This is a genomic window from Janthinobacterium sp. Bl 1 (assembly GCF_058215535.1).
The window spans coordinates 3,721,934-3,744,197 of sequence record NZ_CM177086.1; the positions used below are offsets into that span (position 1 = coordinate 3,721,934).

Consider the following 22,264-nt stretch of genomic DNA (forward strand, 5'->3'; position numbering starts at 1 on the left):
GCTTCACATTCGATGCCCGTGCACACGGATAAGTTACCCTCGCTTGCTGATCTGCCAGCGACTGCCAGCCTCAGGCATATTAAAATACCGTCCCATGACCTCCCCCGCCTCGACCTCTTCCCTCCCCGACAGCATCCTGCTCCCTTCCCTGGCCGTATTGGGAGGGCAGATTTCCGTCAATTTGGGGGCGGCGATTGCGAAGAATCTGTTTCCTGTCATCGGGGTCGAGGGGATTACGGCGTATCGCGTGGGGTTTTCGGCACTGATCCTGCTGGCTATCTTCCGGCCGTGGCGCTACCGGCTGACGCGCAAGGACGTGCTGAACTTGCTGGTATACGGTTCTGTGCTGGGGTTGATGAACTTGCTGATTTACCGGGCGTTTGCGCTGATACCGATTGGCATCGCGGTCGCCATCGAGGTGACGGGGCCGCTGGCAGTGGCCATGCTGTCGTCGCGCCGGCCGCGCGATTTGCTGGCTGTGGCGTGCGCCGTGTTCGGCTTGTATTTGCTGCTGCCCCTGCAAGGCAGTCCGGGCAGCCTGGACCCTGTCGGCGTGGCGTATGCGCTGGGGGCAGCGCTGTGCTGGGCGCTGTACATCATCTTCGGCAAGCGGGCATCGACCTTGCAAGGCGGCCAAGCCGTGGCCTGGGGCATGACGGTGGCAGCCATGGTGACGGTGCCCATCGGCGTCGCGTACTCGGGGACGGCACTGCTGGCGCCATCGATTGCGCTGATGGGCCTGGCCATCGCCATGCTGTCCAGCGCCCTGCCGTACTCGCTGGAAATCTTTGCCCTGCGCCGCTTGCCGCAAGGCGTGTTCGGCATGTTCAGCAGCGCGGCGCCGGCCGTCAGCGCGCTGGCCGCCATGGTGGTGCTGGGAGAAATGCTGAACTTGACGCAGTGGCTGGCCATCGCCTGCATCGTGTTCGCGTCGGCCATGGCGGCGCTCGGCGCACAGGGCGGCAAGCGCTAGCGGTGCTCGACGGGCAGGCAGGTTTTGATGCCCGCCTGTAAAATGCGTCATTGCTTGCCATATCGCGCACTCTGCCCCACCGATGACATCGACACTTCTTTTTCGCCTGCTCTCCCCTTTCGCTGCCGCAGCCGTGCTCGTGCTGCTGGCGCCAGTCGCCGTCGCGCAGGCTGCCGCTCCGGCCGCCCTCAAGGGCAATGCGGAAGCAGGCAAGGCCGCGTTTCGCAAGTGCGCTTCCTGCCACCAGGTAGGGCCATCGGCGCGCGGCGGCTTTGGCCCCAAGCTGACGGGCGTGATAGGCCGCAAAGCCGGTGCCACCACCGACTATAAATACTCGGCGGCGATGAAAAACGCGAACATCGTCTGGACCGAGCAAAACCTGGCCGGCTTCCTGAAAGCACCGAGCGACTTCATTCCCGGCAATAACATGCGCTTCTGGGGCATCGGCAATGCGCAGCAGGTGGCCGACTTGCTGGCCTACCTGCGCACGCAGTAAGCACCGCCCATAACGCATGCACGGACAGGCGCATACCGCATCCAGCCCATGAAGCAGGATCAAGCTCCCAGCGCCTGCAGCACGCCCTTGCGCTTCTTGTGCGCCGCTTCATAGACTCGCAGCCGCTTGCGCTGGGCGGCGGACAGGCCATCGAGCTTGTCGCGGATCTGCGCCACCGTCAATTGCTGGTAGCCGGCGATGGGCAAGTCGGGCGATGACGCATCCGAGGCAGCGCCGCCGGCTTTTTTCCGCCCCTGCGCTTCCTTCGCTTCACCGGACTGCGCCCTTTGCTTGTTCACGATGCGCGCCGCGACTTCTTCCTCGCGGCCCGGATAGCGTCCTTCCTGCTTGAAATCCCGTTCCAGCTTCTTGAATTCGCGTTCACGCTTGGGGCTTGCACCGACAGGCATGTCCCCTCCCGTCTACGTTTTGGCCGGCAACTTGCGCAGGCACAGGTAAATGGAATACAGCGCCGCCAGTCCCACCAGTACATACACGCCGCGCGAAGCGGCCGTCATGGCGCCGAGGATGCTGGCCACGATGTCGATATCGAACAAGCCCACCAGCGCCCAGTTCAAGCCACCCACGATCAAGAGGATCATCGAGATCCAGTCGACCACGTTCAAGCGCTTTGCCGACATTTCCTGTTTTGCCGCACCGTCCGATCCTGCCTGGATATTCGCCATATCAGCCTCCTGTAAGAAGAAAGGACCCGCCGCCGGGTCTATCAAGGAACAGTGTAGGCGCGGCACCGGTACGCGCCAGTCAGACGATGCCGGGCATTCAAGTAGGAAGACTCTGTAATCAGGCGGGTGATTTTATCTGGCAACAAGCCAGACGGCAGCGCGCATCGGGTAACTGCAACTCATTGCCGCAGCTGCTTGTACATGATGGTGGTGGCATCCAGGCGGTTGCCGTCCGGCGCCAGCGCATAGGCGGGGATGCTGCCGGCCACCACGTAGCCGAGCGACAAGTACAGCGCTTGCGCATGGTCACCACTGCGCGTGTCCAGGGTCAGCAGGCTGCGCGGCAACTGGCGCGACTGTGCTTCCAGCGCCTGCATCAGCTGGCGGGCGATGCCATGCCGGCGGAAAGTGGGCGCGACCAGCAGCTTGCGCACTTCGGCCCGGTGCGCCTGGTTGGGATTGGTGTCCCAGTCCAGCTGCACGGCGCCGGCCACCCGGCCATCGACTTCGGCCACCAGCAACAGGCGCACGCCGCGCGTGACGGCCGGCAACACATTATCGGTCCAGAACGCCTGGCTGGCCGCCGTGTCGCAGGGCAAGATAAAGCCGATGCTGGCGCCGTCGTGCACGCAGTCTTGCAGCAAGGCGCCCAGTTCCGGCAAGCGTTCACGAATATCGGTGGATGAAAAATGACGTAGCGATGCGGACATGGCGACCTCAGACAAGAAAGAGAAAATAGCGGGCGCCGCTGTCTGGCGGCGTCATGAACGCGCTGCGGCCGTGCAGCTGGTAGCGCAGGCAGTCGCCGGCCAGCAAATCGTACGCGCGACCGTCGACGGTCACGTTCAACTTGCCTTCCTGCAGTAACAGATGGTGTTCCATGCCGGGCCGGGGCGAGGCGGCATAAGTGATCGTCACGCCCGCATCGAGTTCGCATTCGAGCGCTTCGCCGGCCAGCGCGCGTGACGGGGGCGAGACGGAGCGGCGCCGAAAACCCGTGTCCGGGTCCGTCCATACGCTTTGCTGTGCCCGCCGCAGCAGCGGTGGAAAATCGTCTTCCACCATGCGCAGCAGGCGCGACATGGCCAGGCCGTACGCCGCGCACAGCTTGCCCAGCACGCTAGTCGTCGGGCTGACTTCGCCATTTTCCAGGCGTGACAGGGTGGCGCGGCTGACCTGGCTGGCACTGGCCAGTTGATCCAGCGACCAGCCCTGCTCCACCCGCAACTGTTTCAAACGCGCGGCCAGCCGCTGTTCCGTCTCGTTATCAGTCAATGTTGAATTTTCCATATATGGGAATTTATCCCACAAAAGAGAACTTGGCAAGCAGTTGCTGCACAGTTGTTCAGCGCACAGACCAGCAAGCCCTCCCCAGGCACGATACGCCATCACTTCAAGGAAAAGCCATGGCCTCCACTCCCGCCACTCCCCAGCCACGTCTGGGTCAGGCGCCCGCGCCGCTGGGCAGGGTCGAATTCCATTTGCAGTTCATTCGCTCATATGCCGATCCCGCGTTCGACGCCGTGCGCGGCGCGTTGGTGCAGGTGGAAGAAGTGGCGTGGAAGAATTACCAGGATGGCCGCAAGGCACCCGTGACACAGAAGGCCGGGCCCGGTTTTCTTGACCCCGATTACGACCTGTCCGTGGAGTGGAAAGCCACGCGCGACCGCCTGCTGGCCGCCGAAGCGCGCCAGAAAGACCCCGCCACGGCGTCGCGCGTGCTGCTGATCTGCGGCGCGGCGCGCAATGACGGCTCTTGCCCCGGTGAAATGACGGCTCTTGCCCCGGTGAAATGTCGAAAACGTGGCGCATGACGCAATGGGCCAGGGAAGTACTGCAGGCCGACAATATCGAAACGGACGTGCTGGACCTGAGCTTGCTGACCTCCTCGTATGATTTGCACATTCACCCGTGCAAGGGCTGTGTCTCGACAGCCATGCCATTGTGCCACTGGCCATGCAGTTGCTACCCGAACCATGGCGAACGGCAGACGAATGACTGGATGGCGGAAATTTACGAGCGCTGGACGGCTGCGCACGCCGTCATCATCCTCACGCCCGTGTACTGGTACCAGACGCCCAGCGTACTCAAGCTGATGATAGACCGGCTCGTCTGCGCCGATGGTGGCAATCCCGATCCCACGTCCACGCATGGCAAGAAAGCCGTGGAAGCAAAGGCACTCGAACTGCAAGGCTGGAATTACCCGAAACACTTGGCCGGGCGCGCATATGGCCTCGTCGTGCATGGCGACGTGGCCGGCATCGAAGGCGTGCGGCGGGGCCTGTCCGACTGGCTGGACTGGATGGGCCTGGTTGACGCAGGCGCCAAGGCGCGGCTGGACCGCTACATCGGCTATTACGACAGTTACGCGCAAAGCCATGACGCCCTCGACCATGACACCAATCTGCAGGAAGAAGTGCGCAACGTGGCGCGCGCCGTGGCCGTCGCCGTCCAACGGCTGCGCGCAGGCACGCTGGCGCCGCCCGATGCGGAGCTCCAGCCTCCCCGGCCAAAATGACACCCGGCACAGCTACCCGGCCATGCGCGATGCGTGGCGGCATAGCTCCAGGAAACCGGCCAGGCGCGGCGACAGTATCTTCTTGGACTGGCGGATCAGATAAAAGTTGCGCTCCAATGGCGGCAGCATGGTTTCCAGTTCCACCAGTTGCCCGCTGGCCAGCAAATCGGCCACGACGACGCGCGAAAGGCAGGCAATGCCCAAGCCCGCCGCCGCGCCATATTTGATCGCTTCCGAATTGCTGAACTCGCCTGCGGCGCGCAGATAGTGCAGATACGGCACCAGCGCTTGCTCCACAGCTTCGCGCGTGCCTGAGCCCGCTTCGCGCAGCAGCCAGCCTGCCTGGTTCAGTTCCGTAAAGCTGAGCAGATGGCGCAGCTGCGCCAGCGGATGCGTGGGCGCGGCCACGATCAGCATCTGGTCCGTCAGCCACGGTTCCACCAGCAAGCCCGCTTCGTGGCATGGCCCTTCGATCAGGCCGATATCGACACGGAACTCCGCCACGGCGGCCGCGATGTCGGCCGTGTTGGCAATCGTCACCTGCGGAATGCTGCGCCCGTATTGCTGCGCCGCCTGCGCCAGGATCTGCGGCAGCAGATAGATGCCGATGGTGGTGCTGGCGCCGATCTGCAGGCTGACGGGCACGGACGGGTCGGCTCCCGCGAACTGGCGCTCGATGCTGGCGGCCCCGTCGCGCATCTGCCGCGCCTGCGGCAGCAGCAGGCGACCATTGTCGTTGAGCAGCAATCGCTTGCCCACCCGGTCAAACAGTTGCGTACCCAGCAAGGCTTCCAGCTCATTCAAGGACGCGCTGGTGGCCGATTGCGACAGCGCAATCAAGTCGCCAGCCGCGCTGGTACTGCCCGTGTCCGCCACGGCGAGGAAAATCTGCAACTGCCGCAAGGTCAACGCCATATCATCTACCTATTTTTCAAGTTAAACATACAAAAACAATCCGTTTTACCATTTAATCAGCGAACTGTACAGTCATGCCATACGAATCAAGAACATGGAGTACGGTATGTCATCCCTCTCAACAACGAACACAACAAGTTTCAGCGACCGCTATGGCCGCCTTCTGCCGGGCCTGCTGCTCAGCGGCGCAATCGCTTATGCCGCCATCGCGCTGGGCAAGCTGGAATGGATGCAAAGCCACGGCATGAGCGCGCTGACCCTGGCCATCATGCTGGGCATCGTGCTGGGCAACAGCGTGTACGGCCGCCTGGCGCCCACTTGCGGCGCGGGCGTGGCCTATTCCAAGCAGACTTTATTGCGACTTGGCATCATCCTGTACGGCTTTCGTTTGACCTTCCAGGATATCGGGCAAGTCGGCCTGGCCGGCATCGCCATCGATGCGCTGGTGCTGGCGTCCACGTTTGGCCTGGCCATGTTCCTCGGCACCAAGGTATTCAAGCTGGAGCGCAACAGCGCCATTTTGATTGGCGCGGGCAGCTCGATTTGCGGCGCGGCGGCCGTGATGGCGACCGAACCCGTCGTCAGGGGGCGTAGCGAGGATGTGACCGTTGCCGTCTCCACCGTTGTTGTGTTCGGCACCATCGCCATTTTTTTGTATCCCTTGCTGTACCAGCTGAATCAAGGCTGGCACCTGCTGGGCGCCACGCCTGCCGCCTTCGGCGTGTACATCGGTTCGACCGTGCATGAGGTGGCGCAAGTAGTGGCGGCCGGCAAGTCGATCGGGCAGGAAGCGGCGAATGCGGCCGTGATCGCCAAGATGGTGCGCGTGATGATGCTGGCGCCGTTTCTCGTCATCCTGTCGGCCGTGCTGGCGCGCGGCAAGGCGAAGGCCGGTGGCAAGGAAAAGGCGGCCAAGCTGGCCATCCCCTGGTTCGCCTTCATCTTCATTGCCGTGGTCGCCTTCAATTCGCTGGGCCTGCTGCCAGCGGGCACCGTGGCCACCATCACCGAACTCGACACGGTCCTGCTGGCCATGGCCATGGCGGCCCTGGGCTTGACGACACATATGTCGGCCATCCGCCGCGCCGGCATCAAGCCCCTGTTGCTGGCAGGTATCCTGTTCTGCTGGCTGATTGCCGGTGGCGCCGCCATCAACCACGTCGTTGCCAGCCTGTTTGCCTGACCTTGAGCCTGATTCAAGCCGGGGCCGCTGACGCGGGAGCCGAAAACTTCGTACAATACAGGTGTTTTGACTCTCAAACCGGCTTCGGCCCCATCCAGGAACATCCATGCACCTCTCGAACTGGCTGCTTTTCTGCAGCGTCGCCCTGCTCGTCACGTTTTCTCCCGGCCCGGCCGTCTTGCTGGCCATCTCGAATGCCATCGCCGTCGGCCCGCGCCGCGCGATGATCAGCAGCATGGGCAATGGGTTTGGCCTGTTCATCATTTCCGGCGTGGCCATGGCCGGCATGGGCGTCGTGCTCGCCACCTCGGCCACGGCCTTCATGCTGCTGAAACTGGCTGGCGCCCTGTACCTCGTGTACCTGGGCATCAAGCAATGGCGCAGCAAGACCAGCGTCGTGGCCGATGCGCCCGTGGTGGCCGGCGCGGCGAATCCGAATTCCTTCTGGAAACTGTTCCGCCAGGGCTTGACGGTGGCGCTGACCAATCCGAAAGCCATCCTGTTCTTCTCGGCACTGTTCCCGCAATTCATCACGCCGGGCGAACCCGTGGCCATCCAGTTCACCGTGCTGACGACCTCGTTTGTCGCCTGCGCCATGCTGGCCCACTTGTTCTACGCCAACCTGGCGCGCCTGCTGAAAACCCAGCTGGCCACGCCGGGCCGTGCCAAGCTGTTCAATCGCATCACGGGCGGCGCCTTCGTCTTGCTGGGCCTGAGCCTGCTGCGCCTGCGCAGCAAGGCCGCGTAATTACGCCAGTAGAAACCCTTCGATGCTGGCCGCCAGGGCCAGCGGCGTTTCATTCATCGGATAGTGTCCCGCATTGCCCAGCACTTCGAGCCGGGCTTGCGGGTACCACGCCAGATACGTGCGGCGCATCAGGGCCGCATCAAAACGGGGGTCGTGCTCCCCCACCAGCGCCAGCAACGGTAGTGCCACGCGCGCCGCCTTGATGTCTTCACTGAAATCCGTCCCGCTCCACGCGAGAAAATAGGCGGCAAACGCCGCTTGGTCCGAACTTTCCCAGGAATATTGCGCCTTCCAGTCCAGCCAGGCGGCTGGCAAGCGTTCGCCCGTACTGCGGTCGATGATGGCGCGCCGCGCCTCCACGTTCGCGTTCGCGTCGAGAAATAGTTGCCGGGCCGCCCCATCGAGCGCCACGCCACAGCTGGGTACTGGCGCCACGGCCACGAGTTTGCGCAGGCGCAAGGGCGCCAGCAAGGCCAGCCGTTCCAGCGCCATGCCGCCCATCGAGTGTCCCACCACGCTGAACGTGGAAAAGCCCAGGGCATCGGCCAGGGCCAGCGCGTCGCGGGCGACCTCGTCCATCGAGTAGCTGCCATGTGCTCCGCGCATGCCGCCATAGCCGCGATTGTCCATGAAGACATAGCTGAAAGCGCCGCCATCGAGGGCCGCTTCCATCGGCCCGAACGCGTGCGCATCGCCAAACCAGCCGTGCAGGACGATGATGGCGTGGGGACCATGGCCCACGCGATGACAGGTATTGTGCATATTCACTCCTGAAAAAGAGTGTATGGTAAGCGGCCAGCCGTCGGCCCGCCTTCGATGGCAGGTCAAATACTGTAGAGTACGGGCCATGGATGATTTTTATACGGAAGTGCCGCGCCCCTTGATCGTCACGGCGCGCGACTATGGCGCAGGCGCGATGTTTCCCAGCCACAGCCATGCGCGCGGGCAATTCGCGTATGCGGCGCGCGGTGTCATCAGCGTGCACACACCGCAAGGCAGCTGGCTGGTGCCGCCGCAACGCGCTTGCTGGGTGCCGGTCCAGCTCGTCCACGGCATGCGCATGCATGGCGCCGTGACCATGCACAACGTGTTTATCGACGCAGCCGCCATCGACGGTACCGGCTTGCCGCCCCACTGCCAGGTGCTGGACACACCGCCGCTGCTGCGCCAGTTGCTGGCCGAGGCCGTGACCGTCGACGCCCTGTATGCGGAACAATCGCGGGCCGGACGATTGATGGCCTTGCTGCTCGATGAGATTGCTGCCGCCAGGCCCCTGCCCCTGAGTGCGCCCCTGCCGCAGGAACCGCGGCTGGCAAAGCTATGCATGAACATGCTGCAGCAACCGAGCCTGGACAGCAATCTCGATGCGATGGCGGCGCAGGCAGGCATGAGCCGGCGCACCTTTACGCGGCAATTCCGCATCCAGACGGGCCTGGGCTTTGCCCAATGGCGCCAGCAAGCTTGCCTGCTGGCCGCCATCACACGGCTGGCCGAGGGGCAAGCCGTCACCAGGATCGCACTCGACCTCGGTTATGCCAGCCCCAGCGCCTTCACGGCCGCCTTCCGCCGCGTGCTGGGCCAGGCGCCCAGCGATTATCTGGACTAGGAGATGATGGCGGCGATGCGCTGCGCCAGCGCCTGCGCCAGTTTCTGCACATGGTAGCCGTCGACAAAGCCATGGTGGGCTTGCGCGGAAAACGGCACGCGCATGCGGCCATCGTCCTGCGCCGGACCGAACTTGCCCCAGGTAAAAGTCGGGATGTCGGCGTCGCGGTGACGGTAAATCGGGTGCTCGATGGCCGCCAGTTCCAGCCATGGCAGGCAGGTGATGAAGATATTGTTGCGCTGCTCGCGCTCGGACTCTCCCTCACCTGTGTTGATCAGCGCGCAGCTCGCTTCGGCCAGGCGTTTCGCTTCCAGGCTGCGCGCGATGAATAGATCGAGCTGGTCCGTCATCGCGAAGCGCGTGTAGTTGAGGTTCTCGTCGCCGTTGATGACGGTGTACGAGGCGGGGAAATCGTCGATCCTGATCACTTCGCCCTGGTAGATGCGGTACATGAAGTTGTCGATTTCCCTGACCGTATTGAGCAGGCAGAACAGGAAAAAGTGGAATACGGGGATTTTCCGTTCCTTGCACCAGGGACGGAAATCCGGCACGTCGAGCTGGAAGTTGATGTTGACGAGGGGATTGTCAAACGCCCGGAACAAGTCATAGCGGTCGCGCCGCTTTTCAAAATTTTTCATGCGGCGAGTGTAGACGATGGGGTGATCGCGGGCAAGCTGTACTGCCATCGCCCCGGATGATTCAATTGGAGAACGGCAGGCAGACAAAGTATTCGCTGCCGACGTCCTGGAACAAGGTAACTTCTTCAGCGCCTGCCTGCCTGGTGAACGCAAAGCTTGCATACTCACCCGAACGGGTGCCATCGGCATGCGCCACCTCCTGTGCATACCGCATCGCATACACGGCCTTGATGTCGCTCATATTTGGCACGTTCGTGAGCCGCCGGATGCGTCCCTTGTCCAGCGAAACGCCGAGCGTCCAATATGATCCGGCATGGAACTCCGCCAATCCGGCCTGGTCCGAGTAATGCAGCAACAGGACAGGCGCGATGCCGCTGTTGCCGAATACCGGTTTGCTGCCCAAGGCAGCAAGAAGACGGCCGCAGAGCAAATTATCGCCCTCATGAAAGAACATATTTTTGTAGAACAATTCCTTTTGCGCAAGTATATGCGCGCAGGCCAGTTCAGCAGCCTGGGCATCCCCGATGTTAGCGAGTTGTGGCATGTTTAGCTCTTGAAATGCGTCAAATGATAATTTAAAGGCAATTTTCCATACCCCTCAGTTTGCCAAACCCCGCTGCACCTTCCACGCCAGCGGCAAAGTGAGCAGCAATACGGCCGCCAGCGCCAGCAAGGCAGTGTTCACGCTCGTATGGTCGCCCAGCGCGCCGAACAGCACGGGCGAAAGCGCCCCGCCGCCGATGCTGCCCGTGTAGAACAGGGCAAACGCGTGCTCGCGCTTGCCGGGCTCGGCCAGTTCCGGCACGGCGCCGTACAGCACGGACGAGGTGCCGTTCAGCGCCAGCCCCAGCAGTGGCAGCATGGCCATGACGCCGGCCAGCGGCAGCCACAGGGCCAGCACGATCAGCAGCGAGGTCATCGATTCCGTCAGCCACACGGTCTTCATCATGCCGATGCGCGCGCCCAGATAGCCGCACAGCAGCTTGCCGAAGGCGCCGCCCACGAACAGCAAGGACAGGGCCACGCCGATGCCGGCCGTGCCCGCCCCCTTGCTTTTCAGCAGGAATGGCAGGAAAGTGAGAAAACCCATGCGCACGGCGCTGTCCAGGGTGCCCGTGGCCAGCAAGGCGCGGAAACTCGCTGGCGAGCCATTACTCGCGATGGGCTTGCTAACTTTTTTCTGGCTGACCTGGATGTCGCCGGGCTTGGGCAGCAGCCACCACAGCAAGCCGGCCGCCGCCAGCCCCAGCAAGCCCAGCAGCGAGACGCTGGCTTGCCAACTGCAGACCAATAACAGCAAGCCCACCAGCGCGGGTATCAAGGTCTTGCCGATATCGCCGGCAAAGTTGTAGTGTGACAGCGCTTCCTTCACACCGCCACCCGCCTCGTGCGTATCGGTGACGATGGACGAGGCCAGCGGATGCTGGGTGCTGGCACCCAGGCCGCCCAGCAGCAAGGCGAACAGCAGCACGGCCAGGCCGCCCGCCTGCCCCGCGACCAGGTAGGCGACGCCGGCCAGCGCCGTGCCGCCCACGAGCAGGCGCTCGCGTCCCCAGCGCCGGCCATGCGGCTGGCCAGCAACTGGAAACCGGCCATCATGCCCGAGTACGAACCGCGCAACAGCCCTACCATGGCATAGCTGATGGCAAACTGCGCCTGCCAGATGGGCAAGAGCACATAGATCACGTCCGTCAAGCCGTCATGCACGGCATGTGCACTGCAGGCGGCGAACAGCGAACGGCGGCGCAGGGACTTGTCGGTAGCGGTGGACGTGGCGGACAGCGCGGTGGCGGAGGGGTCGGTCATGAATGACGATACATGCGGGAAATCACGAGGCGATCAGCTTACACCAATCGGCGCGGATCATCTTGATTTGGCAACGCCAAGCAAGCTTGCGCCGCACTAGCATTGATTGCCTAGCGCCTGGCGCCACGCATGCTCGAAGTCCGCCTGGCAAATTTCCACGCCGGAAAACTCGGCATGGGCATTGATCTCGTCTAGCGGTGGGACTGGCACGCTCCCCAGTTCGACAGCCATCGATGCCGCCGTAACATGGGCGAAACCGACGCCGCCATCGATGAAAAATTCCAGTTTGCGCGTTTCATAACCATTACGGTCAAGCTCGGACATCAGGCGCACCGGATCAGCCTTGTTCTCATGGAACCATGTGACGTCGATATAGCGCATCGGAAAATTCCCGCATTGAGAGAAAGATAATGCAAATATAGCATGCTCCAATGGAACTCTGATGCAACTAGCGTCGCTGTCAGCTTCGGTCGAGGCTGACAGCGACGCTAGGCAAGCCGCCGTTCTTATCCTTATTTGGCCATCGCATCCTTGGCCATGCCATCTTTCTTCATTTCATCCTTTTTCATCTCGCCCTTGGCCATGCCGTCTTTTGCCATGCCATCCTTGGCCATGTGATCCTTCTTCATGTGTTTCTTGGCCATCGGCTTCTTCATGCCGTCCTTGTCCATCGCATCCTTGTGCATGGCATCGGCCGAAGCGTCCTTGGCCATGGCATCTTTCTTCATGGCGTCCTGGGCAAACGCAGCGCCCGACATGAGGATGGCGGAAGCGATGATGGCGGTGATGGTGGTTTTCATGATAGGTCCTTGTCTCAGTGTGGGATGGGCGAGATTGCCCGGTGGTAAAGCTGTTGCTGTGCTACAGGTGTTGCCAAAAGTGTTCAAGATCCGCCGAACCAGTTGTATCCCTGATTCTCCCAATACCCTCCCGGGTAGGTATTCGTGACAAAAATGGCCTGGATGTGCTTGGGGTTCTTGTAGCCCAGCTTGGTCGGCATGCGCAGTTTCATCGGGTAGCCATATTTCGGCGGCAATTCCTGGCCGTCATACGTCAGGGCCATGATGGTTTGCGGGTGCAGGGCCGTGGCCATGTCGATGCTCGTAAAATAATCGTCGGCGCATTTGAAACCGATGTATTTGGCCGTCGTGTCGGCGCCCACCCGCTTGAGGAAGTGGGAAAACGGCACGCCGCCCCACTTGCCGATGGCGCTCCAGCCTTCCACGCAGATGTGGCGCGTCACCTGCGTTTCCTGCGGCAAGGCGCGCAACTGAGGCAAGGTCCACGCTTTCTTGTCGGCGATCAGGCCGCTCAATTCCAGGCGCCAGGCCTCGCCGTCGACCTCTTCCACTTCATCTTCGCCGTAATACGCGTTGAACGGAAACGGCCGCGTGATCATGGAATCGGGATAAGTCGGCGCCAGTTTATTAGGGTCGAACAGCCAGCCTTGCACCTGGTCGTTGAAGCGCGAGACCGCCGTCAAGGCTGTCTCGATGCTGGCCGGGTCGCTGGCGCTGCAGCCCGTCAGCAAGGACAGGCCGCCCAGGCTCAAGCTGCGCTGCAGGAACAGGCGCCGCGACGGCTGCTTGATCTGGCGCAAGGCGTCGGCCAGCATGGCCTGGCCCTGCTCTTGCACGATGATGGTTTTTTTCATGCTCATCTCCTTAGCGGCCGCGCAGCATGGCGACGAGGGTCCGCGGCACCAGCGCCACCATCAGCAGGTGCACGCCGACAAAGCCTGTCAGCAGTGCCATGGCCATGAAGTGGACCCTGCGCGCGCTCTCGTAGCCGCCCATCAGCTCGCGCAGCAGGGGAAATTGCACGGATTTCCACAGCACCAGGCCGGACAGCACCAGCACGATGCAGTCGAGCATGACGAACAGGTAGGCGGCGCGCTGCACCATGTTGTAGTGGCGCGGGTCCGCATGGGCCAGCTTGCCCTTCAGCGCGGCCATGAAATCGGCCAGCAGCAAACGCGGCGACAGGGGAAAGAACTGGCGCCGCAAGCGTCCCGAGACGATATTGATGATCAGATACAGCAAGCCATTGGCCACCAGCAGCCACATGGCGGCGAAATGCCACTGCAGGGCGCCGCCGAGCCAGCCTCCCAGGGTCAGGGCGCGCGGCAGTTCGAACGGGAAGAATGGCGCCGCGTTATAGATGCGCCAGCCGCTGGTGGCCAGCACGACGATGGCCACGGCATTGAGCCAGTGCGTGATGCGCAGCCAGGCTGGGTGGATCACGCTTGCTTGTCCGTTCATCACATCGCTCCCTTCGCGCAGGATGCCGTGCTGACGGCTTGCAGGATGGCGCTGCTGTCGCTGCGCTGCACGAAGGCCACCACTTGCAGCTGCTCCGGGCGCCAGCTAGCGGGCAGCTTGACTTCACGACGCAGCTGGGCACGGCCTTGCGCCAGCGCAACCGGTCCCAGCCACAGGCGCACGGCCGCGTCGTGATGCAGGGTGGCGCCGCGGTTTTCGCCGCGCAGCACTTTGGACACGATGGCGCTTTCGCTGATGGCCACGTACAGCTGGCCGCGCGTCTGTGCGTCCGGCGCGCTGGCATTGGCTTCAAGCACCAGTTTCCCACCTGGCCCCGGCGTGGCGGACAGGCCGATGTTGACGGGCGCGGCGGTGGCGTTGATGCGGCGGATGGCGGCCGGCAGTTGCGTATCCCATCTGCGCAATTCCGTGCCGCCGACGAAGAACTGCGGCGTGTAGGCCACGTGGCGCGGCTGGTGGCGCAGCAATTCGGCCTGGCGCGCATCGAATTGCGCCTGCGCCAGCGGATCCGTCCAGCCGATCTGGTCCCAGTAGGTGACGTGCAAGGCCAGCGGCACGATCAGGCTGGCCGCTCCCGCTTCCTTGCGCAAGGCGCTCAGGCGCTGGTCGGCGGGCGGGCAGCTGGAGCAGCCTTCGCTGCTGTAGAGCTCCACCAGCGCCGCCGTCTGCGGCCCGCTTTGCACGGCGCAGCGCTGGCCGACAGCCATCTGCGCCATGGCCGGGGCGGCCACAGTCATGCTCAGTACGGGTAAAAGCAGTGTTGCGAGGCGGTGCTTGATGTCCATGGTCGTTACCCGGTATATTGAATTAAGAAGCGTGCTTGCCTGTCAATTCGCCGCATGCCGCGGATTGGTTACAGCCACCCTCCATTATTTTTTGAATTTATTTTTTCCAACGCCTGTCACCAAAGGCCTGCATGCAACGAATACCTGTAAGCGAACACCTGCATGGCACGGAATTGCGGCTGCATGGCTTGATGCTGCGCGGGCTCGATGGCGATGCGGCGGCCTACCGCAGTTTTTTGCAGGCAAGCAGCCAGCACTTGCGCGCGTTTTTCCGGCGCCGCCTGCTGCGCTGGCCGGACGAGGTGGAAGACCTGGTGCAGGAGTGCCTGCTGGCCATCCACAACCAGCGCCTGACGTACGATACGGGCGTGCCGCTGACGTCGTGGATTCATGCGATTGCGCGCTATAAATTGATCGACTGGCTGCGCCGGCATGGGCGGCGCGAGGCGCAGCACTTGCCATATGACGAAGAAGATAGCGCGCAGGAACTGTTTTCCAGCGCCGATGCCGAGGCGGCCGAAGCCAGCCGCGACCTGGGCAAGCTGCTGGCCACCTTGCCGGCGCAACAGCGCGACGCCATCGTGCATACCAAGCTCGATGGCTGGTCCGTGCGCGACACGGCAGCCGCCATGCGGATTTCGGAAGCCAGCGTCAAAGTGGCCGTACATCGCGGCTTGAAAGCACTGGCAGCCAACTTGAGGATAACGACACCATGAAAACCGATGACTTGATCGCCATGCTGGCCAACGGCCCCGACGTGGCCGCCGCGCCGCCGCCGGGCACGCACTGGCGCGCCGCGTCCACCTTGGGCGCCGGGCTGCTGGCCAGCGTGACGCTGATGGCCATGCTGCTGGGCGTGCGGCCCAACCTGGAACAGCTGGCCCAGCTGCCCGATTTCTGGATCAAGGTGGGCTTTGTCGTCTGCCTCTGCCTGGCGGCCTGGCACGTCAGCCGCCGCCTGTGCGTGCCGGGCGCCGCCACGCGCGCCCTGCCCCTGCTGCTCGCCATGCCGCTGCTGCTGATGTGGGCGCTGGGCGCCATCATCCTGCAGGCAGCCCTGCCCGAACAACGCGCCGAGCTGTTCTGGGGCGCCACCTGGCGCAGCTGTCCCTTGCTGATCGCCCTGCTGTCGCTGCCGATCCTGGCCGCCGTGCTGCGCCTGATGCGCCAGCTGGCGCCCACGCGCCTGCGCCTGGCCGGCGCTGCCGCCGGGTTTGCCGCCGGAGCCATGGCGGCCCTCGTGTACTGCCTGCACTGCCCCGAGCTGGCCGCCAGTTTCGTCGGTTTCTGGTACGTGCTGGGCATGCTGGTGCCAACTGCCATCGGCGCGGCCATCGGCCCCAAAGTGCTGGCCTGGTAAGCACACTCTCCCCGCAAGCGGGACGCCGGTCAAGCGGGTTTCGAGCGTCTATCGTCTCCATATCCGCATACTCACGCATTCCCACGCGCCCCCTGCCCGCCTTCACATACGCCTTGACATAGAGCAACATGCTATCGCCATCACTGGCGCCGCTGTCTGTTCTTGTCCACAAAATATTTTTTCTTACTGACGTGTAATAAGCACGTAGATTCGACCTCGTGCGCCAGCCCCCTGACGATCGACGGCCGTTCATTCCGCTGCCTAAAAATAATTTGCAAGAAATGAATCCGATCGTGCTGGCGCCCCGTACAACTGATGCAGCCCCGTAATTCCCGCTAGTCCTACGTATGCACATAACAATCAGGGAGAATCGACATGTCATTGTTACACTCGAAAACCGCACTGGGCGCCGCCCTCCTGGGCAACCTGCTGGCCTTGGCGATCACGCCATCGGCCTTTGCCTCCAGCCACCGCGAAGCGCCGTTCATCACGCAAAACCCCAAGGTCGACGCCACCGACTTCTATATGTTCCGCAGCTATGAAACGGGGCGCGGTGCCTACACCACGCTGGTGGCCGACTATATCCCCCTGCAGGACGCCTACGGCGGGCCGAATTACTTCGCCATGGACCCGAACGCGCTGTACGAAATCCATATCGACAACAATGGCGACGGCAAGGAAGACCTCACCTTCCAGTTCCGTTTCACCAACACCATCAAGGATGGCCAATTCACCGTGGGCGGCAAGAAGGTCTCGATTCCGCTCGTCATCAATGGCGGCGCCATCGATTCCGTCAACCCGGCCGGCCTGAACGTACGCGAAACCTACAGCGTGACGGTGGTGCGGGGCGACCGCCGCACGGGCACGCGCAGCAGCGTCACGAATGCCACGGGCGGCGGCACGACCTTCGACAAGCCCGTCGACAATATCGGCAACAAGGCCATCCCCAATTACGCCGCGTATGCCGCGCAGCATGTGTACGCCGTCAACATTCCCGGCTGCGCCACGCCGGCGCGCCTGTTCGTCGGCCAGCGCAAGGACCCGTTCGTCGTGAACTTGGGCGAAACGTTCGACTTGATCAACATCAAAGCGCCGGCCACGGAGTTTGCCGCGAATGCGGAATCGGCCGCCAAGGATGACCTGGCCAAGAAAAACGTCACGGCCATCGAGATGGAAGTGCCGACCGCCTGCCTGACGGCCGGCGCCGACCCCGTCATCGGCGGCTGGACCACGGCCAGCCTGCGCCAGGGACGTTTGCTGAATCCTGCTCCCGGCACGGCCACCGCGGCGTCGAAGGAAGGCGGCGCGTGGGTACAAGTGTCGCGCCTGGGCATGCCGCTGGTAAATGAACTGGTGATCGGCCTGAAGGACAAGGACCGCTTCAACGCCAGCAAGCCATCGGGCGACGCGCAATTTGCCGACTATGTCACCAACCCGACAGCGCCAGCCCTGGTGGAAGTGCTCTACGGCTCGGCCGGCGCCAAGGCACCCACCAACTTCCCCCGCAACGACCTGGTCGCCACCTTTTTGACGGGCATCAAGGGCGTGAACCAGCCCGTTACCGTGACGGCATCGGAAATGCTGCGCCTGAATACGTCCATCGCCGCCACCAACGTCGGTGCGCAGAACCGCCTCGGCGTCATCGGCGGCGATAACGCGGGCTTCCCGAACGGCCGCCGCCCCGGCGACGACGTGGTCGACGTGGTCCTGCGCGTGGCCATGGGCAAGCTGTGCACCCTGAACATCGGCTGCGCCCCGGCCGACGCTCCCGCCGGCGGCTTGCACTTCACGGATGGCGCCTTCCTCGACGAAACGTCGTTCACGGCAGGCTTCCCCTACCTGAAAAATCCCGTGGCCGGTTCGCCGCAGCTGTAACCAGGAGAACGCGATGAAAAAGCTCTATGTATGCGGCGCCCTGGCGCTCACGGCCCTGCTGGCCGGCTGCGGTGGCGGCGGTAGCAGCCACGGTGGCGATAATGGCGACGGCGGCGTCAATCCTCCGCCCGTCGTCCTGCTTGACGCATTTTATGTGGCCGTCAGCAACGTCATCCTGACCACCAGCGATGACAAGGATGGCGTCGGCATTGACGCCATCATGGCGACGTCTCCGGACAATACGGAGCCGGTGCCTCTGTAAGCCCCATCGGGCGCCGGGGAGTCAGCTCCCCGGCGCCTGTACCCATTCCCGTCGATGGCGTCCACGATGAAAACACCGATTTCCCTGCTGTGCGCCTGTTTGCCCTTGCTGGCATGGGCCGCGCCCTACACGCCAAAAGATGGCAGCGCCGTCATCGAGCAGCTGCCGCGCCGCGCCGACGCCACGCAGCTGGCCCTGCGCGGCCTGCGCCAGCAACTCGACGCCAAACCACAAGACCTGGCCCTGGCCAGCGGCCTGGCGCAGCGCTACATTGCCCTGGCGCGCAGCGACACGGATCCGCGCTACCTGGGCTACGCGCAAGCGGCGCTGGCGCCGTGGTGGCGGCAAGCGGCGCCGCCCGTCCCCGTGCGCCTGCTGCGCGCCACCATTTTGCAAAGCACCCACCATTTCGGCCCCGCGCTGCAGGATCTCGACGCCGTCATCGCGCAGGAGCCGGCCAACGGGCAAGCGTGGCTGACGCGCGCCACGGTGCTCACCGTGCAGGGCGACTACGCGAAGGCGACGGCCAGCTGCGCCCGGCTGTCGGCCTTGACAACGCAGCTCGTCACCGTCACCTGCCTTGCCAACATCGCCAGCGTCACGGGCCGCGCCGCCGCCAGCGAGCGCTTGCTGGACCTGACCTTGCAGCGTAGCGCCGGCGCGGCGCCCGAACTGGAAAGCTGGGCCGCAACCCTGCTGGCGGAAATGGCCACCCGGCGCGGAGAGTGGGCGCTGGCCGAGGCCCGCTACACCAAGGCGCTGGCGCGGCAGCCGCGCGACAGCTATCTGCTGGGCGCCTACGCGGATTTCCTGCTCGACCGGCAGCGCCCGCAGGAAGTCGCCAAGCTGCTGAAAGAGCAGCAGCGCATCGATGCCCTGCTGCTGCGCTACGCGCTGGCCCTGCAGGCGCTGTCCGGCCAGCAGCCCGCCTTCCTGGCGGCAAAAGCGGAACTGGCGGCCCGCTTCAACGCCGCCATGCAGCGCGGCGACACCGTGCACCAGCGCGAACAGGCCCGCTTCGCCCTGCTTTTGCAGCAGGATATTCCCGCCGCCCTGCAACTGGCGCAGAAAAACTGGGCCATCCAGAAGGAAGTCCCCGACATGCGCATCTTGCTGGAAGCATCGCTGGCCGCACGCAACTATACGGCGGCACAGCCCGTGCTGGCCTGGATCGCGGCCAATGGCGTGGAAGACGTGGCCTTGCAGCGCCTCGTCAGGCAGCTGGGGCCACAGGATGGCGCAAAAATCAGTGCTGCGAAGAAGGCAGGTGTACTGTGAAGCGATACCTGTTCATCCTGCTGCTGTGCGCCTGGCTCTCTCCCGCACAAGCCCACAAGCCCAGCGACAGTTACCTGAGCCTGGAGGTCCACGGCCAGCAGATCGAAGGACAATGGGATATCGCCCTGCGCGACCTCGATTTCGCCATCGGCCTCGATGGCAACGGCGACGGCGCCCTGACCTGGGATGAAATCCGCGCGCGCCACGAGGCCATCGCCGCGTACGCGCTGCAGCGTCTGCAAGTGGCCAGCGACCAGGGCGCGTGCCCCTTGAAAGCCGTCGAACAGCTGATCGACAACCATACGGACGGCGCCTACAGCGTGCTGCGCTTCCAGGCCAGCTGCCCCGGCGCCGCCCCTGCCAGTCTCGCCATCGGCTACACCTTGTTCGCCGACCTCGATCCGCAGCACAAGGGACTCGTCAAAATCGATAGCGGTGGCAATACACAAACGGCCATCTTCGACCCGGACAGCCCGCGCCAGACGCTTTCCCTGGCCGCGCCCGACCGCCTGGCGCAGTTCGGCGCGTACGTGAAACACGGCGTCTGGCATATCTGGATCGGCTACGACCATATTTTGTTTTTGCTGTCCTTGCTGCTGCCGGCCGTGCTGCTGCCTGAAGTATACCAGTCGACAAGCACAAACGCGCTTCAGAATCCGTTGCAACGCGCAGAAGAGAGCCGGGGTCGGACCCTGAGGGTCCGACCCCAGACCTCGATCTGGGTGTTGAGATGCGCATTTTTTGACGTTTTCAAAGTCGTCACCGCCTTCACACTCGCCCATTCCATCACCCTGACCCTGGCCAGCCTGTCGCTCATCTCGCTGCCATCGCGCTGGGTGGAATCGGCGATCGCCGCCTCCGTGATCCTGGCCGCGCTGAACAACCTGCTGCCGCTGTTCCGCGGCAAGCGCCCCGTGGCCGCCTTCGTCTTTGGCCTGATCCACGGCTTCGGCTTTGCCAGCGTGCTGCGCGACCTGGGCTTGCCGCAGGGTTCCTTGCTGGCCAGCCTGCTGGGCTTCAACGTGGGCGTGGAACTGGGCCAGCTGGCCATCGTCGCCGCGTTCCTGCCCGCTGCCTGGCTGCTGCGCAAGACGTGGCTGTACCGGCAAGTGCTGACCGTCGGCTCGCTGGCCATCGCCCTGGTGGCGGCCGTCTGGCTGGTGGAGAGAGTGGTCGACATCAAGCTGATTTCAAGCTGATGGCGTTGTTGGACAGCCACTAGCCGGCCACAAGCCGGCCACAAGCGCGCACAACCGGGCTACAATACGAACAATTCTCAATCGCATCAAGGCCTGTTTGTCCGCGGACCATGGCATGGAAAGGTTGCATGCTACGCCCCGAACTGGAACTGCACCGGCAAATCGAAGTGCTCTACAGCGACCACCACGGCTGGCTGCAGGGCTGGCTGCGCCGCAAGCTGGGCAACGCCTTCGATGCGGCCGACCTGGCGCACGACACGTATCTGCGCATCCTCGCGCGGGGCCGCGCGCCCGGACGCGACGAATCACGCCAGCACCTGGCGCAGATCGCCAATGGCCTCGTGGTCGACCTGTTCCGCCGCCGGCATATCGAATCAGCCTACGCGGACGCCATCGCCGCGCAGCCGGAAGCGGCCGCACCCACGCCGGAAATGCGCGCGCTGATCGTCGAGGCACTGATGGAAATCGATGCTATCCTCGCCAGCCTGCCGCATAAAGTGCGCGACGCCTTCTTGCTGTGCAAGCTCGAAGGCATGGGCTACGCCGACATCGCCGCGCGCCTGGACGTTTCCGTCTCGTCGGTGGAAAAATACATCGCCCGCGCGCTGCTGGCCTGCTGCGCGGCGCAATTCGCATGAGCTCCCAGCTGGACAGCGCCCCCATCGCCCCCGCCGCGCTGCAGCGCGCCGCCGAGTGGATGGCGCGGCTGTGGGCGGAAGACGCCAGCGCGGCCGATGCCGACGCCTGCGCCGCCTGGCGCGCCGCCCACCCCGAACACGAACGGGCCTGGGCCCGGCTGCAGCGCTTCGCCCGGCAATTCGACACTTTGCCGCGCGACGTGGCGCGCAGCGCCCTGGCGCCGGCGCCGCGCCATGCCGCCGGCCGCCGGCGCGCCCTGCAACTGCTGGGGCTGATCGCAGCGGGCGGGGGCACGGCCCTGCTGGCGCACGAAACGGACTTGTGGCAGCGCGCCGCCAGCGACTACCGCACGTCGGTCGGCGAGACGCGCACCATCGTGCTGGCCGACGGCACGCAAGTGGTGCTCGACACGGCCAGCGCCATCGACGTGCGCTACGGCGCCAATGAACGGCGCATCGTGCTGCACGCGGGCGCCATCCTCGTCACCAGCGCGCACGAAACGGCGCCCGTCTACCGTCCGCTGCTGGTGGCAACGCCGCAAGGCACGGCCACGGCGCTGGGCACGCGCTTCAGTGTGCGCCTCGATGACGGCGACAGCCGTGTCGCCGTGTTCCAAGGGGCAGTCGCCCTGCAGCCGCTGCAGCCGATGCAGGACGGCGCCCCCTCGCTGCACCTGCAGGCGGGCCAGCAGGCTGGCTACACGCGCCTGGAAGTACAAGATGTGACGAACGTCGAAAACAGCGCCGCCGCCTGGACCGATGGCAGCCTGGTGGCCGAGCGCATGCCCCTGGACGAGCTGCTGGCCGAGCTGGGGCGCTACCGCCACGGCGTGCTGCGCTGCGACGAATCGATCGCCGGCCTGCGCGTGACGGGCGTGTATTCGCTGCGCGACACGGACCGCTCGCTGGCCAACCTGGCCGCCAGCCTGCCCGTGCAGCTGGTTTACCGCACGCGCTACTGGGTCAGCGTGGGGCCGCGCCAGGCCATCTGAAAAAATAAGTGAAAAAACGTTGAG

At 64.0% G+C, this 22,264-nt stretch carries 26 protein-coding genes and 2 pseudogenes; 14 read left to right on the forward strand and 14 right to left on the reverse strand.

Going from position 1 to position 22,264, the window contains the following annotated elements; all coding sequences use genetic code 11:
- The first annotated feature begins 94 nt into the window (after window positions 1-94).
- Window positions 95-973 carry an EamA family transporter gene (locus AC4BCN_RS16605; RefSeq protein WP_490491275.1) on the forward strand — a complete coding sequence of 293 codons (879 nt, stop codon included), beginning with the start codon at window positions 95-97 and terminating at the stop codon, window positions 971-973.
- An 82-nt stretch (window positions 974-1,055) separates the two neighbouring features.
- Entirely contained in the window at window positions 1,056-1,469 is a 414-nt protein-coding gene (locus AC4BCN_RS16610) for a c-type cytochrome (protein ID WP_490491276.1), read from the forward strand.
- Window positions 1,470-1,528: 59 nt separating this feature from the next.
- On the opposite strand, the gene AC4BCN_RS16615 is transcribed toward AC4BCN_RS16610, so the two are convergent.
- The 4 genes from AC4BCN_RS16615 to AC4BCN_RS16630 form a co-directional block, all read right to left on the reverse strand.
- Window positions 1,529-1,879, reverse strand: a complete 351-nt coding sequence (locus AC4BCN_RS16615) for a hypothetical protein (protein ID WP_490491277.1) — start codon at window positions 1,877-1,879, stop codon at window positions 1,529-1,531.
- 12 nt (window positions 1,880-1,891) lie between these two features.
- Window positions 1,892-2,155 (reverse strand): DUF378 domain-containing protein, encoded by a 264-nt coding sequence (locus tag AC4BCN_RS16620; RefSeq protein ID WP_070302572.1) that lies wholly within the window; start codon window positions 2,153-2,155, stop codon window positions 1,892-1,894.
- 179 nt (window positions 2,156-2,334) lie between these two features.
- The gene (locus AC4BCN_RS16625; RefSeq protein ID WP_490491278.1) at window positions 2,335-2,865 is read right to left on the reverse strand and encodes a GNAT family N-acetyltransferase; all 531 of its coding nucleotides are present in this window, start codon (window positions 2,863-2,865) and stop codon (window positions 2,335-2,337) included.
- Between the two features lie 7 nt (window positions 2,866-2,872).
- On the reverse strand, window positions 2,873-3,445 hold the full coding sequence (locus AC4BCN_RS16630; RefSeq protein WP_490491279.1) for a helix-turn-helix domain-containing protein: 573 nt from the start codon (window positions 3,443-3,445) through the stop codon (window positions 2,873-2,875).
- A gap of 116 nt (window positions 3,446-3,561) precedes the next feature.
- Here AC4BCN_RS16630 and AC4BCN_RS16635 point away from each other — a divergent pair.
- Window positions 3,562-4,673 (forward strand): annotated as a pseudogene (locus tag AC4BCN_RS16635) (flavodoxin family protein).
- 12 nt (window positions 4,674-4,685) lie between these two features.
- Here the strand turns inward: AC4BCN_RS16635 and AC4BCN_RS16640 are convergent.
- On the reverse strand, window positions 4,686-5,588 hold the full coding sequence (locus AC4BCN_RS16640; protein WP_490491280.1) for a LysR family transcriptional regulator: 903 nt from the start codon (window positions 5,586-5,588) through the stop codon (window positions 4,686-4,688).
- Window positions 5,589-5,694: 106 nt separating this feature from the next.
- Here AC4BCN_RS16640 and AC4BCN_RS16645 point away from each other — a divergent pair, with 106 nt between their 5' ends.
- Window positions 5,695-6,771: a YeiH family protein gene (locus AC4BCN_RS16645; protein WP_490491281.1), complete on the forward strand. Its 1,077-nt coding sequence runs from the start codon at window positions 5,695-5,697 to the stop codon at window positions 6,769-6,771.
- Window positions 6,772-6,877: 106 nt separating this feature from the next.
- Window positions 6,878-7,519, forward strand: a complete 642-nt coding sequence (locus tag AC4BCN_RS16650) for a LysE family translocator (RefSeq protein WP_034755914.1) — start codon at window positions 6,878-6,880, stop codon at window positions 7,517-7,519.
- Here the strand turns inward: AC4BCN_RS16650 and AC4BCN_RS16655 are convergent, their stop codons facing one another.
- Entirely contained in the window at window positions 7,520-8,281 is a 762-nt protein-coding gene (locus AC4BCN_RS16655) for an alpha/beta fold hydrolase (RefSeq protein WP_490491282.1), read from the reverse strand.
- 85 nt (window positions 8,282-8,366) lie between these two features.
- Here AC4BCN_RS16655 and AC4BCN_RS16660 point away from each other — a divergent pair, with 85 nt between their 5' ends.
- Window positions 8,367-9,125 (forward strand): AraC family transcriptional regulator, encoded by a 759-nt coding sequence (locus AC4BCN_RS16660; protein ID WP_490491283.1) that lies wholly within the window; start codon window positions 8,367-8,369, stop codon window positions 9,123-9,125.
- Here AC4BCN_RS16660 and AC4BCN_RS16665 read toward each other — a convergent pair.
- The 8 genes and pseudogenes from AC4BCN_RS16665 to AC4BCN_RS16700 form a co-directional block, all read right to left on the reverse strand.
- Entirely contained in the window at window positions 9,122-9,763 is a 642-nt protein-coding gene (locus AC4BCN_RS16665; RefSeq protein ID WP_490491284.1) for a CatA-like O-acetyltransferase, read from the reverse strand. The genes AC4BCN_RS16660 and AC4BCN_RS16665 overlap by 4 nt on opposite strands.
- Window positions 9,764-9,824: 61 nt before the next feature.
- On the reverse strand, window positions 9,825-10,307 hold the full coding sequence (locus tag AC4BCN_RS16670) for a hypothetical protein (protein WP_338678815.1): 483 nt from the start codon (window positions 10,305-10,307) through the stop codon (window positions 9,825-9,827).
- A 54-nt stretch (window positions 10,308-10,361) separates the two neighbouring features.
- Window positions 10,362-11,569: pseudogene (locus AC4BCN_RS16675) on the reverse strand (MFS transporter).
- 96 nt (window positions 11,570-11,665) lie between these two features.
- Window positions 11,666-11,950 carry a DUF6881 domain-containing protein gene (locus AC4BCN_RS16680; RefSeq protein ID WP_338678817.1) on the reverse strand — a complete coding sequence of 95 codons (285 nt, stop codon included), beginning with the start codon at window positions 11,948-11,950 and terminating at the stop codon, window positions 11,666-11,668.
- A gap of 131 nt (window positions 11,951-12,081) precedes the next feature.
- The gene (locus AC4BCN_RS16685) at window positions 12,082-12,369 is read right to left on the reverse strand and encodes a pentapeptide MXKDX repeat protein (protein ID WP_139089252.1); all 288 of its coding nucleotides are present in this window, start codon (window positions 12,367-12,369) and stop codon (window positions 12,082-12,084) included.
- Between the two features lie 83 nt (window positions 12,370-12,452).
- On the reverse strand, window positions 12,453-13,184 hold the full coding sequence (locus AC4BCN_RS16690) for a molybdopterin-dependent oxidoreductase (protein ID WP_490493610.1): 732 nt from the start codon (window positions 13,182-13,184) through the stop codon (window positions 12,453-12,455).
- 49 nt (window positions 13,185-13,233) lie between these two features.
- The gene (locus AC4BCN_RS16695) at window positions 13,234-13,830 is read right to left on the reverse strand and encodes a cytochrome b/b6 domain-containing protein (protein WP_490491285.1); all 597 of its coding nucleotides are present in this window, start codon (window positions 13,828-13,830) and stop codon (window positions 13,234-13,236) included.
- The gene (locus AC4BCN_RS16700) at window positions 13,830-14,636 is read right to left on the reverse strand and encodes a DUF1223 domain-containing protein (RefSeq protein WP_490491286.1); all 807 of its coding nucleotides are present in this window, start codon (window positions 14,634-14,636) and stop codon (window positions 13,830-13,832) included. The genes AC4BCN_RS16695 and AC4BCN_RS16700 overlap by 1 nt, the downstream gene beginning before the upstream one ends.
- 131 nt (window positions 14,637-14,767) lie before the next feature.
- Here AC4BCN_RS16700 and AC4BCN_RS16705 point away from each other — a divergent pair, with 131 nt between their 5' ends.
- The 8 genes from AC4BCN_RS16705 to AC4BCN_RS16740 all read left to right on the forward strand — a co-directional run bounded on the left by AC4BCN_RS16705 (window position 14,768) and on the right by AC4BCN_RS16740 (window position 22,240).
- Window positions 14,768-15,352, forward strand: coding sequence for a sigma-70 family RNA polymerase sigma factor (locus AC4BCN_RS16705; protein ID WP_456130796.1), 585 nt, complete (start codon window positions 14,768-14,770; stop codon window positions 15,350-15,352).
- Window positions 15,349-15,996, forward strand: a complete 648-nt coding sequence (locus tag AC4BCN_RS16710; RefSeq protein ID WP_490491287.1) for an NrsF family protein — start codon at window positions 15,349-15,351, stop codon at window positions 15,994-15,996. Before AC4BCN_RS16705 ends, AC4BCN_RS16710 begins: the two co-directional genes overlap by 4 nt.
- A 375-nt stretch (window positions 15,997-16,371) precedes the next feature.
- Entirely contained in the window at window positions 16,372-17,871 is a 1,500-nt protein-coding gene (locus tag AC4BCN_RS16715) for a DUF4331 domain-containing protein (protein WP_081368009.1), read from the forward strand.
- Between the two features lie 13 nt (window positions 17,872-17,884).
- Complete coding sequence (locus AC4BCN_RS16720) at window positions 17,885-18,133, forward strand: hypothetical protein (RefSeq protein ID WP_128143105.1); 249 nt, start codon at window positions 17,885-17,887, stop codon at window positions 18,131-18,133.
- Window positions 18,134-18,199: 66 nt separating this feature from the next.
- Window positions 18,200-19,411: a tetratricopeptide repeat protein gene (locus AC4BCN_RS16725; protein ID WP_490491288.1), complete on the forward strand. Its 1,212-nt coding sequence runs from the start codon at window positions 18,200-18,202 to the stop codon at window positions 19,409-19,411.
- Window positions 19,408-20,610 (forward strand): HupE/UreJ family protein, encoded by a 1,203-nt coding sequence (locus AC4BCN_RS16730; protein WP_490491289.1) that lies wholly within the window; start codon window positions 19,408-19,410, stop codon window positions 20,608-20,610. The genes AC4BCN_RS16725 and AC4BCN_RS16730 overlap by 4 nt, the downstream gene beginning before the upstream one ends.
- 128 nt (window positions 20,611-20,738) lie before the next feature.
- A complete protein-coding gene (locus tag AC4BCN_RS16735; RefSeq protein WP_070302608.1) occupies window positions 20,739-21,248 on the forward strand; it encodes a sigma-70 family RNA polymerase sigma factor in 510 nt (169 codons plus the stop codon).
- Window positions 21,245-22,240 carry a FecR domain-containing protein gene (locus tag AC4BCN_RS16740; RefSeq protein ID WP_490491290.1) on the forward strand — a complete coding sequence of 332 codons (996 nt, stop codon included), beginning with the start codon at window positions 21,245-21,247 and terminating at the stop codon, window positions 22,238-22,240. Before AC4BCN_RS16735 ends, AC4BCN_RS16740 begins: the two co-directional genes overlap by 4 nt.
- Window positions 22,241-22,264 lie beyond the last annotated feature (24 nt).

Coding starts and splice junctions, on each gene's coding strand:
- AC4BCN_RS16605 (WP_490491275.1), top strand. CDS start 95: ATGACCTCCCCCGCCTCGACCTCTTCCCTCCCCGACAGCATCCTGCTC.
- AC4BCN_RS16610 (WP_490491276.1), top strand. CDS start 1,056: ATGACATCGACACTTCTTTTTCGCCTGCTCTCCCCTTTCGCTGCCGCA.
- AC4BCN_RS16615 (WP_490491277.1), bottom strand. CDS start 1,879: ATGCCTGTCGGTGCAAGCCCCAAGCGTGAACGCGAATTCAAGAAGCTG.
- AC4BCN_RS16620 (WP_070302572.1), bottom strand. CDS start 2,155: ATGGCGAATATCCAGGCAGGATCGGACGGTGCGGCAAAACAGGAAATG.
- AC4BCN_RS16625 (WP_490491278.1), bottom strand. CDS start 2,865: ATGTCCGCATCGCTACGTCATTTTTCATCCACCGATATTCGTGAACGC.
- AC4BCN_RS16630 (WP_490491279.1), bottom strand. CDS start 3,445: ATGGAAAATTCAACATTGACTGATAACGAGACGGAACAGCGGCTGGCC.
- AC4BCN_RS16640 (WP_490491280.1), bottom strand. CDS start 5,588: ATGGCGTTGACCTTGCGGCAGTTGCAGATTTTCCTCGCCGTGGCGGAC.
- AC4BCN_RS16645 (WP_490491281.1), top strand. CDS start 5,695: ATGTCATCCCTCTCAACAACGAACACAACAAGTTTCAGCGACCGCTAT.
- AC4BCN_RS16650 (WP_034755914.1), top strand. CDS start 6,878: ATGCACCTCTCGAACTGGCTGCTTTTCTGCAGCGTCGCCCTGCTCGTC.
- AC4BCN_RS16655 (WP_490491282.1), bottom strand. CDS start 8,281: ATGCACAATACCTGTCATCGCGTGGGCCATGGTCCCCACGCCATCATC.
- AC4BCN_RS16660 (WP_490491283.1), top strand. CDS start 8,367: ATGGATGATTTTTATACGGAAGTGCCGCGCCCCTTGATCGTCACGGCG.
- AC4BCN_RS16665 (WP_490491284.1), bottom strand. CDS start 9,763: ATGAAAAATTTTGAAAAGCGGCGCGACCGCTATGACTTGTTCCGGGCG.
- AC4BCN_RS16670 (WP_338678815.1), bottom strand. CDS start 10,307: ATGCCACAACTCGCTAACATCGGGGATGCCCAGGCTGCTGAACTGGCC.
- AC4BCN_RS16680 (WP_338678817.1), bottom strand. CDS start 11,950: ATGCGCTATATCGACGTCACATGGTTCCATGAGAACAAGGCTGATCCG.
- AC4BCN_RS16685 (WP_139089252.1), bottom strand. CDS start 12,369: ATGAAAACCACCATCACCGCCATCATCGCTTCCGCCATCCTCATGTCG.
- AC4BCN_RS16690 (WP_490493610.1), bottom strand. CDS start 13,184: ATGCTGGCCGACGCCTTGCGCCAGATCAAGCAGCCGTCGCGGCGCCTG.
- AC4BCN_RS16695 (WP_490491285.1), bottom strand. CDS start 13,830: ATGAACGGACAAGCAAGCGTGATCCACCCAGCCTGGCTGCGCATCACG.
- AC4BCN_RS16700 (WP_490491286.1), bottom strand. CDS start 14,636: ATGGACATCAAGCACCGCCTCGCAACACTGCTTTTACCCGTACTGAGC.
- AC4BCN_RS16705 (WP_456130796.1), top strand. CDS start 14,768: ATGCAACGAATACCTGTAAGCGAACACCTGCATGGCACGGAATTGCGG.
- AC4BCN_RS16710 (WP_490491287.1), top strand. CDS start 15,349: ATGAAAACCGATGACTTGATCGCCATGCTGGCCAACGGCCCCGACGTG.
- AC4BCN_RS16715 (WP_081368009.1), top strand. CDS start 16,372: ATGTCATTGTTACACTCGAAAACCGCACTGGGCGCCGCCCTCCTGGGC.
- AC4BCN_RS16720 (WP_128143105.1), top strand. CDS start 17,885: ATGAAAAAGCTCTATGTATGCGGCGCCCTGGCGCTCACGGCCCTGCTG.
- AC4BCN_RS16725 (WP_490491288.1), top strand. CDS start 18,200: ATGAAAACACCGATTTCCCTGCTGTGCGCCTGTTTGCCCTTGCTGGCA.
- AC4BCN_RS16735 (WP_070302608.1), top strand. CDS start 20,739: ATGCTACGCCCCGAACTGGAACTGCACCGGCAAATCGAAGTGCTCTAC.
- AC4BCN_RS16740 (WP_490491290.1), top strand. CDS start 21,245: ATGAGCTCCCAGCTGGACAGCGCCCCCATCGCCCCCGCCGCGCTGCAG.